At 40.4% G+C, this 13,622-nt stretch carries 4 protein-coding genes; all 4 read left to right on the top strand.

What is annotated here, in order from left to right; genetic code table 11:
- Nucleotides 1-144 precede the first annotated feature (144 nt).
- Genes L877_RS0110915 through L877_RS0110900 form a run of 4 tightly spaced genes read left to right on the top strand, consistent with a single transcriptional unit; the run spans nt 145 to nt 13,568 of the window.
- Nucleotides 145-3,189: an InlB B-repeat-containing protein gene (locus L877_RS0110915; protein WP_026836103.1), complete on the top strand. Its 3,045-nt coding sequence runs from the start codon at nt 145-147 to the stop codon at nt 3,187-3,189.
- A gap of 14 nt (nt 3,190-3,203) precedes the next feature.
- Entirely contained in the window at nt 3,204-5,801 is a 2,598-nt protein-coding gene (locus L877_RS0110910) for a hypothetical protein (protein ID WP_026836102.1), read from the top strand.
- A 31-nt stretch (nt 5,802-5,832) separates the two neighbouring features.
- Nucleotides 5,833-8,250 carry a hypothetical protein gene (locus L877_RS0110905; protein ID WP_026836101.1) on the top strand — a complete coding sequence of 806 codons (2,418 nt, stop codon included), beginning with the start codon at nt 5,833-5,835 and terminating at the stop codon, nt 8,248-8,250.
- On the top strand, nt 8,247-13,568 hold the full coding sequence (locus tag L877_RS0110900) for a hypothetical protein (protein WP_026836100.1): 5,322 nt from the start codon (nt 8,247-8,249) through the stop codon (nt 13,566-13,568). The genes L877_RS0110905 and L877_RS0110900 overlap by 4 nt, the downstream gene beginning before the upstream one ends.
- The last annotated feature ends 54 nt before the right edge of the window (nt 13,569-13,622 follow it).

Genomic DNA, 13,622 nt, shown 5'->3' with positions numbered 1-13,622 from the left:
GAAAAGCCCGAAAAGGGAATTTCATCCGTCTTTTGAGGAAGCCGTTGTCCCCATTTTGTCCCCTTTGTAGTGTTATAATCCAATTAGAGTGGTTACATTGGGGATTTGGTATAGTAATCCGTTCAAGTTGAAAGGAGCTCAGATATGAGTATTACATTTAGAAAGATCCAGCTATTTATAGCTATAATTATGATTATTCTATTATACAATAAAGTGCCCATAAATGCTTCTGGCAGTGCGGGTGCTATAAATAATGAGAGGGCCTTGAACGAGGCTTTAAAAGTGTGTGAGACAGTTCGTCTTGACGATGATGTTATGATGAAGGGACCACTTGTTATTGATGATGGAAAGAATCATGTTATTGATTTGAATGGATTCGGGTTGAAGAGGAAAAGAGTATTCAGTAATACTGATAATGGAAGCGTAATTATTATAAAAAATCAGTCTACAAAGTTGACTATTAAGGATTCATCATCAAATAAAACTGGCTTCATATCTGGTGGTTACGCGAAGTGCGGCGGGGGAATTAGAGTTGAGAATTCTGCAAGGCTTACAGTTATAGGCTGTTTGATAGAATCAAATTATGCTAATAAAGGTGGCGGAATATATGTGGGAAATGACTCTAAAGCTGTGATTACTGATTCAAGAATTAGTACTAATAATGGCTGTGATCTGTTTGGGGCCAAAAAAGTAAGGAATTTTTCTGAAGAAATGAATGCTTTAGTTGTATTTGCGCAGCACTTGGAAATGTCAAGAGATTGTGATGGTGGAGGAATACGAGTAGAAGCAACAGCGACATGTGAGATAAATAATACTGTGATCGATGGGAATAGGGCGAGCGGTGGAGCTGGAATTAGTAATTATGGAAAATTAGAGATTATGGGCTCGGCGATTAGGAATAATTTCATTATAGAATCCGGTGGTTTACAGATGGGTGCGGGCATTTACAATGAGGGAGAAGCATCTATTAATGATACGGAAATCATTTATAATACCAGAGCAGCAAATGGCGGAGGTATTGCCAATAAAGGGAACATTTTCTTGGAGGAATGTACAATATCCAATAATTCTACTCACGGTCGGGGAGGAGGAGTGTACTCACAGTGTGTAAAAAAGGATAAGAAAATTGTTTTTTCCGGGAGTAATAAAATAACACAGAATACTGCAGAATATGGTGGGGGAATGTTTGTAACAGCAAATGGCAGTTCAGAGCATGGAAATGTGTTGAAAAATATTAAGATAAATTCAAATCAAGCGACAAAAGAGGGCGGAGCTATTTTTATTGATAAAGGACTAAAGGAGATTGCTTGTGCTGATATCAATATGGAGCAGAATAATAGTGATGGAAATGGCGGGGCAGCAGCATGTTATTCGCCGACAAGATTTGATGATTGTGAGATAAGACTCAACAACTCAAAGGGCGATGGCGGAGGAATATATGCAGATTTTTCAGGAGCTAAGTACAATGTTACTATAACCAAAACTGCTGTTCAGGAGAATATTTGTCAAGGCAGTGGTGGAGGAATTTATCTGAAGGATGAGAAGAAGAATGGCAAGATTGTCCTCGGCGGAGGAAAGACTATTATTAATTATAACAAGAATAAAAAATCAGATAATGACAATATTTCGTTTAAAGTATTTAGGGAAATAAAAGTCATAGGGGGATTCAAAACCGGCTCGATTATAGGTGTTTCTTGTAAAGATTCATGCGATAATAGACTTCTTACCAAGGGATATTCGGAGTATAATAAAGATGCGGCTGATTTGTATTTTACATTTGACGATCTTGATTACAAGATTTCCGGTGATGAAAAGTTACCAGAAGCCAAAGTTATAAAAAAACTTGTTCCATCGGCCAAAGGATATAAGATAAAGTTTGAGATTAAAGTTACCAATGATGCAGATGATTGGGATGAAGCTTATGTTGTAGTGTATTGCAGGAAGGCGAATGGAGTTGGAAGTGAGTTAAAAAAATATACAACGGATGATATTACCGACAGTATTGATCACAAAGATGGACAGTATACTTCAGGGGAAATCGACTGTGGAGATGATTTTCCTACTAAGATCAATGTCTATGCAAATTTTGGCGGTGGATTAGTTATAAGGGGATGGGAAGCTGATGTGAAGATATGGATTAATGGAGAGAATAGTGGAAGTACACATATTAAGAGAAAGTTGACTGGAAATACCAAGAAAAAGGGAGTGGCAGACAACTGGATCAATATTGGCGGAGACAAGTATCCATATCTATATGATTATGAAATTAATCAAAAAAGAGAGATTGATCTGACGGATGATAAGACAAAAGAGGTATCAATCAAGGGAGTTGACCAGTATGGCGTCGAGTGGAAGTCAGCTGGAATGGATTATATTAAGATGGAAAATAAGTCATTTCCTGGGGAGGATACTTTTAAGTGTTTAGATGGAAAGGGACTTAAGTGGAAATTTGACACTAGTAAAACCAAAGTGTGTCACAATAGTATATATTGCTTAAAATTCAAATCGGGGAGCAATATCCAGGAGTGGACAGAGCTTATCATAGGTGTTAGATTCAGAGTTCCTCTCTATGTTACAGTGAGGATAGGAAATGAAAAGACCGCCTACAAGCAAGTTCAAAAGATAACAGGTCGGCAAAGCGAGGTAATAGAGGTGAAAATCCCTGATGCAGGGAAGGGGTATATAGTTGATAAAGTTAAAAATGAAGGTACATGTTACATTACACCGCCGGAGGAAGGTGGAGATGTATACAAGGTGACCCTTGGGGCTCAAGATGTAATAATGACCTTTATAACAAGTCCAATTAAATACAAAATTGAATTTGACAAGAATGCCACGGAAGGCAACAAAGTCAGTGGAAGTATAGTGAAGATGTCAGTTAGTTATGACGAGGCAAAGAAACTCTCTAAAAATGTATTCAAGAGTAAGAATGGTTATAAATTTGCCGGATGGAATACCAAGGCAGATGGAACCGGGAAATCTTACAAGGACGGAGAGGAAATAATTAATTTGTCATCTATTAATAAAGATGTTGTGACACTATATGCTCAGTGGGAAGATGAGGATGGAAATTTGGTGACGGCTTCTCTGTTTTCTGACGGAACCTACGGAACGCAGATTATTTTTCTGTTTTTGGTGTCTGTTGCGATAGTAATGGGAAGTAAGTTGGCAGTGAAAAAAAGAGGATAGAACGGAGGATTTTTATGAGTAATCTAAAGAAAAATGTAATCAAGAGAATAGCTTCTATTATGTTGGTAGGCGTGGTTTCGTGCATATCGCCACTTTCTGATTTGTCTACAGTACCGGATAGCAAAGCGGCCGAGACTCCAAAGCCTACAGCAGCGTCGGGGAAAGAGTATCTAAGCGAATTGAAAGTGGCAATGGGAAATACAGAACACGAAGCAATAGGAGAATTGGCATATCTTGAAGATTTGGGCTATAAGTATCTGGAGTCATCCAAAGGAGTGCCTGCAAATCTCAATGAAGATTCAGGAACAAGTGAGTTTAATATTCTGAAGGATGGACCAAAGAAGAGATTTGTATATCTGGCATACAAGACTACAACTGATCCGTCAGAGGCAATTACAGATATGGCCGTAATGAATATGAATGGTGGTTATTCTGTTGAAGATTACAACTTGCTTATGGAGCAGTATATGGACAAACAGATCAAACCATTTTTGGATAATTTTATATGCACACTTCAGGAGTATCGTGCAAATTATAAGAAAAAGGAAGGCACTTTGGGACATGCAAGAGCCAACTACATGAGACTTATGATGAATAAGCTAAAGGATGATGATACCGGAAAACCTGTGGGCGACTTGCTTCTCAAGGAAACCAAGTATGAGATGGGAGATGCTGCATATAATAAGCTTTCCGATGAAGAAAAAAAGGAGCATGCTGATATCCTTACGATGCTAACACAGGCAAATGGTCAGGCGACACTCGCCATTGAGTCACTTCTTACCAAGGCGGCTGATTCATCAGAAAAAAAGGATAAGAAGACTAAAAAGGTGAAAACTTGGATTGACAGATATAAAGATATCACTTTGGAAGACTTGCAGGATGAAATCAAGACTGCACACCCAGAGTATACCAAGACAGAGCAGCTTAAGGAACTTGATAAAAAGTATTATGATGATGCTTTAAAACTATTGGGAGAGTATGACAAGGAAAATAAAAAATACATGGGATGGGATTCATTCCGTGAGAAAATATCTGAATACGAGGATATAAAAGACGAGATAGAAGACAAAGTTGAAGCAGCCAATGAAAAGGCAGAAGAAACCAGTGAAAGTATTAATGAGGCTTCAAATTCTACTGGAAATATAGTAGATGATAATTATATTTTAAGAGTTGTTGTTGAAGTAAATGAGACTAGACAGGTTTTGTCTGATGTGACAATGGATATGCAGACAATGGCAGTTTGCGAGTATCTTGATTCTATCGAGTATACTGAAGATGAAGATATCGACACTCTGTATGACTTCTTTCTTCAGTCTGGAGAAGATATGGCAGATAAGAATGGAATACGTAAGTTGTATCCGCTTATAGAGTCGCTGAGTGCGGGGCAGATTGCAGGTCTTGAGTTTGTCAACTTGATGGATCTATGTTCCATAGCTATTGCTGATGAGAATACATATAAAGATGTAAATGCTCTGTTTGATGGCTCTGATCCGGTGTCTATCTATGAAAAGGTAGACAGAGGTATATATGAGAAGGGTGCAGTAGCCCTTACTAATGATGCGCTTAGGGCAAAAGCAAAGAGTGCAGATATGGAGTCGGAAGATGGATATAAGCTAGGGAAACTCCCTATAATACTTTGGTCTTTGACAGCAGGATGTGCAGTTGCCACAGCTGTGACGGTAGGAACATTTGCCAAAGTACAACACAATTTAACTAAAGGAGTTTCAAAAAGTATAAGGCATTTGGGAATGAATAGTGCGCAAACTAAAAAGTTTTATCTGAAGTTTAATTCAAGAAAAATCAAATTAACTAAGATAGTAAACTACGACTTATCTCAGCCACAAGTAATCGAGGGAACAGATATAGTTCCAGAAGAAGCGATTGGAACTGAAATTAGGCTCGCTCCTACAGCCCTGTACAAAGCTTTGGTTGTGGGAACAGCTGTCTTAACTGTTGTTATGACGGGAGTATCGATTGCATTTACTGTAATGGATTTGAAGAAATATTACAATGTGGAGTTGACACCTATTCCAAAGTATATAGTGGATGAGGTTGATATAACTACAGAGGATAGGAAGGGAAATAAGATTGTTACCAAGAATCAATCAGCTTACTACAAGGTAGTTGAATGCACAAGATTTGCAGGTAAATCCGAGGCAGAAAAGATAAACTTTGAAGCGCTTGGAACGAACAATGACCTGAATGGGGACATTGGAAAACAGTGGTTATCATTGTATACTGTTAAGATGGAGAAGGGATGTCCGATACTTGCGGATTCTCTCAAGTATGTCAAGGGCAGTTCAAGTGTACCGGCGGGTTATGAAAAGGGAATTCACATGTTCGGAAGTGATCCTAAGGCGGTATGTAACCTCAATAATGCGGAATATTTATTCGTCAAAGAGGCGCCTGAGATAAGAGTATACTTTAAAACTGACTCTCAAACAGTTGAAGAGTTCTTAAAGAAGAGTGAAAAAAGCGGAAATGCATCAGCTGCCGGTTCCATAGTAGCTGAGAGCAGTCACAAGAATACCATTATTGCAGGTAGTATAATAATGCTCTGTGCTATTGCCGCATTCTTCCTTACAAGAAAAAAGAAAAACCAAGCAAATTAATAATATAATTGTATTAATGGAGGTGCTTTAATTGAAGTTAAAATACGATGGAATCCCTATGTTTTATGGGAGATTGGAGAGAAAAATATGTGCTCTTCTAACTATATTATTTATGATAATTTCTCTGGCATCTCCATTTATTAATGTCAGATATACCAAGGCGGAAAGTGCAGGAGAAAAAGTTGGTAGTTGGGATGAACTTTTAAAAGCATTGTCAGAAGAAGACAGTGATGACGAAGAGGAAGAGGACGATATGACTTATGTGGAAATAATCCTCGAATCGGACGTCACCTGGAAAAAGGGACTTGGTTCTATAGATATAGAAAACAACATGGATGTCACAATAGATCTTAATGGACATACTATAGACAGAGGGCTTTCAGAGTCTGTTGATGATGGCTATGCTATTAAAGTCCAAAGCGGCGGAGTTCTGACACTGACTAATTCTGCTTCTAAGGCAGGTATTATTACCGGAGCATCTAACATGAGTAATGGCGGTGGTATTGTATGCGAAGACAAGTCAGAGTTAAATATAGAAAAGGGCATAAAGATTACAGGTAATCACGCAAAGAACGGTGGGGGAATATATCTCGGAAGTGACAGCGAAGCATATCTGGGTGATGTTGAAATATGCGAAAATGACGTATTGGGAAACGGGGGAGGAATCTATGGAGGCAAGTCGATAATTACTTTTCTCGGGGGAAAAACCAAAATAATAGACAATACCAAGAATGACGAGGAAGATAATGACCTCTACATTCCATCAGACATGGAAAAGCTTAGATTCTGGCAGTGGTCAGACAGAGAAGAAAAAAAGGGAAAAAAGGTATACTCTGAAGAGTTTAAGAGAGGATCAAGGATAGGTATATTGCTTCAGGAGATGGAGAAGGAGATTTCAGATGGATATGGACAGTGTAATCCCCTTGAAGCCAGTATATATTTCTTTTATAATACGGGAGAATATGTTGTCAGTGAAAACAGAAAAAAATCAGAAGTTACTATTGAGCGAGACCCGGAAAAAGTCCATGACAACGTGAGTACCGAACTTGAAATCTATAAAAATGGAAAATTAAAATCCAGAGAAAAATTTACCACATTTAAGCAGGCTTTTGAAGCCGGTTTGAAGTGTGACGATGAGGCAATTGTAACAATGGGTGATGACTACTTACCTTCATCGGAAATAGTCGTTGGTAAGGGACAAGAGGTGATTGTCGATCTCAATGGTCACTATATTAAACGCGACATGAAGAAGGAGTACTCCACAGAGAAAAATGGAAGCGTCTTCCATGTCAAAGAGGACGGAAAACTGACTATACGAGACAGCCATCCCAAGAAAAAAGGCTACGATGGAGTTAGGGGCGGTGTCATAACCGGTGGCGCAAGTTCCAACGGCGGTGGCGGTGTTACCGTCGATGAGGACGGAACATTTCTCATGGAGGGTGGTACTATATATGACTGCGTCACGGATTATAATGGCGGAGGAGTCTATGTTGATGTGGGCAGCAAAAACACCAAATTTACCATGACCGGAGGAAGAATCTATCATTGTCGCGTGCTTGATAGTATAGATAAGTGTCATGGTGGCGGCATCTATATGGGAGAGGGAAAACTGAGTATAAAGGATGCTACAATCGACAATTGCTATACGGAGGACAACGGTGGCGCCTTGTTCTGTAGACGAGGAGAAGTTAAGTTAGATAGCGTGAAGTTTGTGGGGAATAGGGCTGCCAAAAACGGTGGTGCAATTTATGTGGATCTTGATTTAAAAAAATATTCCGGCACCCTTATGTATGCGAGAAAGTGTATATTCACAGATAACCAGGCCGGACAAGACGGTGGTGCTCTATGTATGAGAGATAACCCGGAGAACAAGGGTGCAGTGACATTTGACAGATGCGTATTCAGAGGAAATAAAGCCGAAGAAAATGGAGGCGCAATCGTAGTAATAGATGATGGTTTGGTGCTTTCTAACACGGAGATAACAGGCAACACAGCAGGTGGATATGGTGGTGGAGTATTTGTTGATTACAGGTATGATATTAACTTAAAGGGAGTCGTGGTAATCAAGGATAATACAAGCAAGAAGGAGAGTCGATGTAATGACCTTGCATTGGAGGATGCAGCTTTTGGAACTGCCTACGTGTATAGCGGAGGTTTGGTGAGAGGGTCTTGGATTTGGATTGGTTCCACGAGTAGTAAAAGCATCAGATTGGCAAAAAATATAACTGTATATGAGATGAACTATTTTCACGTAAATAAGGGAAGTATTGGAGCCAAGGAGACCAAAAAGATTACAGCTGACATGGTAGTTACTGCCTCTCTTTTTGGTGCAGGAAATATTGTCAGTATAGTTTTATCAGGCGGTGTGCTTGTATTGGCAGCCGTACTATTGTTGATATATGGTAATGCAAGGAGAAAAGCACAGGCGAAGGAGGATGAAAGCTTATGATTTGGAATACACATGGGAAGGCAGTTAGAGTGTATAGGAGTATTGTGGCAGCAATCCTTGTTATATGCTTGTTTGCATCGGCATCAATAAGAGAGTATGGGCCGGTAGTTGCTCAGGCAGTTGAGGAAAGCCATACAAAGTATGTCAGCGATATAAGACTATTTTACGCTCTTTTTAGCATAGATGAAGCGAAGAAAAAGTGTAAAGAGAGTGGATTTATACCGGTTGAGGGGGATCTCAACAATGGAACGGATAAGAATCATGTTGTACTTGGATACAAGGAGACGGATAATAGAGAAGATGCTATATACAGCGTCAAGCTTTTGTCCATGGATGCAGGATTTGAATTAAAAGATTACAAAGAACTCCTCAAGGAATATAAGAATACTAATGCTCCGGTTGTGGATGCTATAGAGGCAGCAGCGCTTGAGTTTATAGCCAATTACAATGCGGGTTCTCCTAAGGCCAAAGAGGCTTATGAGGGGTTAAATCTCATATGCGTGCCGGAGGCGGACAACATGAAGCTCGGCGACTATATAGTTCAAGACAAGGCGGACTGGGATTTCTATGCGGACATAGTTGCAAAGTCAAGTGCGGGAACAATAAATGCGATTCTTGGATATTTGTCACTGGGTGTGGCAGCCTTTGAAAATGAGCGAGTTAACAAAAAGGATGTATCTGTTTCCTGGGCAGAAGCGGTGAAGGATAGTCCGGTGTGGGAGGAAGTGGAAGAAGCTGTTTCAGAGGATGATTTTGACGATTTATATGAAGAATATGGAGATGATGCCAGAGCATTTCACAAGAAACTGCAGGAGTTTGCAACTGCTTTTGACAATGCTATGGCTACTTTTGATGAAGAAGATTATGCAAGTGAATTGAATTCATATAAGAACAAGGCGGAGGCAGATGTAGTAAATGACAGTGAAAAATTATCCGAAAATGATCAGGGAGCGATGTATATTGCTCTATATGAAGAATTAGAAAAATACTATATAAATAAAACGGATACTTTGGGAGAATATTTGCTTGAACTGGGACATGAGACAAGTGATGAAATTGATTTGACAAAGCTATATCCAATCATAGGATCTATGACCTATGCAGAGAGGTGTCTTGCTTCCATGGGAGGTTTGATATCACTAGCATCAACACTTGGAGAGAATAAGGAAGATGAAGAGGCCAGTGAAAAAATATCTGAGGCTGCAGCGCAGATTAAGAGCATCATCGGAAGGGATTCATATTCGATTTGGATGAACAATAACGAGGAAATCAAGGACAAGAAAGTAGCCTATACCTCAGATGCGGTTCGAATGTCTGCCGCACAAAAGTTGGTGGAGGATTATGACCCAACAACGTGGAAAGAAAAAGCAGATGAAGTTATGAAGTGGGTAAATCTTGCCCTTGGAGTTGTGTCATGTGTGCTCATACTGGCACAGTTTCAAGCGGTTGCAACTGTGATAGCCCTGGTGCCTGCGGGTATATGTGCCATAGCGGCAGCTTGTGGCCTTACATGTGCAGCAACTACTATTACTGCCATAGCAACTAAGATAGCAGGAGCGGCAGCTGCCAGTGCCGGACCAGTGGGATGGATTGCATTGGCTGTTCTTGTGGTATCTATGATTGTCATCTGGGCAGTAAGTGCCATACTCAAGTATCAAAAAGAAAACTCAGATATAGACTATGATGAGGTGCCGGACTATGTGGCAGACTGCGCATCTGTCAGCGGACATCAATATCTCAGTTATTATAAGGGAGTTGGCTCAGAGAGGCAACCGGCCAAGCAGTATAAGGGAAAGCTCACATCAGAGGAAGCGGAGAATGATTATCATGGACAGGATGGAATAAGCGATGTAAATGGTCGCATGGGATTCAGAGGCTGGAATTGTATGTATTATAGTAAAGATTCCAACACTGGTTCACCTCTTGTCATAAGAGAAGAGAAATGCCCATTTAGCGTCATTTACGGCGATAAGGGAAGCAATGCAATAAATGGATATGAAAGTGTGAATTCTTTCGGGGAGATTACGCCAGGAAACTGCAACGCCCTGATGAAAAAGGATTCAGGAAATGGTGTTTTCGTCCACTACCGCACGGAAAAATCAATTCTCAACGACGGCGGATCAGGTGACAACAATGGAAATACAGACAATAATGGAAAGAAAACTTATATCAAGGATATTATAGTAAAGTCAGCGGATACGGAGAGTAGGGCAAAGGCCAAGATTAGCACCAAAGGATATAAAGTCTGGGATTACAATATCGCAGGAGAGGCGAGAAAGAATTACTCAAGACATGAGGAGTGGGCTTATACATATATTGGATATAGTATCACAGATGACCCTGAGAAGGCGATAAAAGATATAAGAGTTGCTACTTATACACCTATGAGTAACAATGAGCTTAGGTTTGGAGATGTAAAATACGGATGTGCGGGAAATCTTGGTTATAAAGCTGATAGCACCTCAGAGGACAAGGAGTATCCAAGTGATTTGGATGGATTGTGGATTACGACTGATAGCAAGGCCGGCACCCCTATCGAGGTGGGAAAACTCCACTTGGTTGGAGATCATGCCGACGGAAAGTATGTAAATGATGGTTGGGTTCCCGTCACTACCTTTAGTGGCGTTCCCTATAATTTTGCATCGACCAGAGACTGGGATAAAGATGATTGGGAGCCGGGACGATTGGGAAACTACGGATATAGTTATACCTGTTACCAAACCTCCACGGATAACAAGTGGGACAGTCCCGCCAAGTATCTCTACTATGAACCGGAGACCAAGTATACTTCAGGAACCAAGTATCTTTCCGGACTATTTTTCACATTCGGGACGGACTCAGAGAGCACCGGTTCCAAGGTGGGTGAGACCCTTGCAAGCTATTCCCAACTCACAGATAGAATGGCGAAAACGCCGAATACCGTTATTATTGACGGAAATCTTGCCAGTTCTTTTTATTACAAGGGATATGTGGTGGAAAGCAATCAAAAATATATGAATTTAGGGTATTCGTGGAGTTATAATCCATACAGAGCACTCACGGATATAAAGGCTTTTCAGGGGAATATTTTCTCAACTGAATTGCCATATTCCATCACAAAACCAGTAAGTGTTGAAGATAAATATTCCGAAAGCTCGGTTGCCTATGATGCGGTGACGGTTATATCTCAGCGAACAACCACAAGATGTAAGTATGTCACAAGGGGAATAGGACCGGAGAATGCGTATATGTCACCAACCGGTCTTCTTGGAACCAATAAGCAGGTATATAAGGGATATACGAGTTACAAGCCCGGCGGATATAAGTATAGCAAGGACAATATGCCATTTATACTTAGTGGTTTGTATGTCAGTGGTCCGGTAGGGAACATGGAAAAAATAAAGTTGAATGATATTATTATAAGTTCCAAAGCACACAGTGGAGCCATAAAGGACGGCAAGATAACTGCTAATATCAGCGGGGAGAAAACTTTGTCCGGTGAGAAGGCTTCAGGAGAATTTAACTCTATACAGGAAATGAAAAGACCGCATGAGTTAAATCCATTTAATATAGCATATCCTGAGTGGACGGATGACGATGGCAACCATCATAATGCCGCGACACCGCTATATATCTATACCAGAAGGACTACTCTTAAGAAAAAATATATATCCAAACTGACAGTGGGATCCTATTCCTTTGACGATACCAAGCTGGATGAAGATATAGATGTCAATCATACAATAGCTAAGCAGGTGGATCTGAATGCTATGGTTATTGCCAATGGAGAGGCGACTGATGAGGTGATTCCTGTGAATGCGGCAGTTGTGCCGGGAAGAGCTTGGTATGATACGGTATATAATCCAGATAATAAGTGTGCCAATCTGGCTGATATGGCTGGTGGAGCGTATTATCCTGAGGCGATACCTAAGAAGAATCCTCCATATGATGTGAAGGTCAATAGACTTCCATGCTTGCCTCCTCACTTTGATATAGTGAAGGATGGAAAGCATGATGTGGGAGCAGGTGAAGCAAGTGGAGATTATGTCAACAGGCCAGCTACATATATAAGCGTATCTAGAACAGATAATGAAGATGAGGCTATAAGAGGTATTCTTCTATTCAAAGCACCAAAAGATACGACAACCGTCGCTGAAAAGATTCAGGTTGACGGCGTGGAATATAAGTGTGCGAGTCCATCTACGCCTATTATTATGACACCTTCTGACGGAAAGATGGATCCTAAAAACCAGAGTTATAAATGGAAAAAAGAAAAGTATTATCTCTACTATACTTATAATATGGGAGTGTCACCGGGACAGCCTATAACAGATGTGATTATAGACGGGAATGTATTTAATTCTAAGCAATCCACTGCGTTATGTGTGGATAAAAAAGACAAGGTGGAAGCCGGAAAAGATGGTAAGAAAACCATTGTTGAGAGAGCAGTGCCATATGGTGAGGGTGAGCTCTCAACATTCATCCATACCAAGTATGAGGATGGTGGCAACACATTTTTCAATAGAATCTATACTGCAGGCGGTAGTTCCAGACAGGATGCACTATTAAAGCTTCTTGAGCAAGGTTGTACGGAGTTCTGTGATATGAATCTCAACGAGGGAACTTCGGCAGAGGAGGACGAGCCGGGAGAAAAGAAAAATGGTGGAGACTATATCTACTTTGGATACAGGGGATATACCCTTGATGAAAAAGCTATCAATAAGAAATCAACTGAAGAGGCAAGAGAGAAAGAACTCGAAAATCAGTTAGAGGAGGCTATATATGACATTGTTTGCACGGTAGGCGAGGAGTATCATCCGGAGGGAATCACGACGGAGAGATATCAGATTCACTACAATCCGGTTGTAAAGCTTGGAAGGAAGGATGACAAGACAGGAGTTGACTTGAATTCGGGAACAAATGGTCCGCAGATATATATGTATTATACAACGCCATATGTTGTCAGTGAGTATAACAAAAAAGCGGGAAGTGATGTGAGATTGGATATTTCACCGGAACCCAAAGAATATCTCAAGTCACCGCTGACGAGGATGTGCTTTACTAGGTATGATAGAGTACCATATTCTAAGGGGGCAGGGGTTGCTTCCACTTTTGGAAATGACAAGAGACCGTGGGAGTATGTGCTTTTATCGGATTACTCAGAACCAGTCGATTTAAATGATGGTGCTGTAAAGCTAGACGAGGATTGGCATACGGAAAACAACCACATATCCATGTTTGTTCAGCGACAGGACGGCAGCGTAAAGGGGGCAGCAGAGATAACTGGAGGTTACATATCAAGTGAAGCTGAAGTCGGAGAGATGTGGGTAAATAATTAAAGTTGTATTTAGTCGTTCAATGCTATATAATATCATTATAATGAGTTTTTGCTC

Source organism: Eubacterium xylanophilum ATCC 35991 (assembly GCF_000518685.1).
Classification (GTDB): Bacteria; Bacillota; Clostridia; order Lachnospirales; family Lachnospiraceae; genus Eubacterium_F; species Eubacterium_F xylanophilum.
The sequence above is the reverse complement of the archived record's forward strand: the minus strand, read 5'-3'. Positions and strand labels throughout refer to the sequence as shown.

What these genes read in the sequence shown, in the direction of transcription:
- L877_RS0110910 (WP_026836102.1), top strand. Translation starts at nt 3,204, where the DNA reads ATGAGTAATCTAAAGAAAAATGTAATCAAGAGAATAGCTTCTATTATG.
- L877_RS0110900 (WP_026836100.1), top strand. Translation starts at nt 8,247, where the DNA reads ATGATTTGGAATACACATGGGAAGGCAGTTAGAGTGTATAGGAGTATT.
- L877_RS0110915 (WP_026836103.1), top strand. Translation starts at nt 145, where the DNA reads ATGAGTATTACATTTAGAAAGATCCAGCTATTTATAGCTATAATTATG.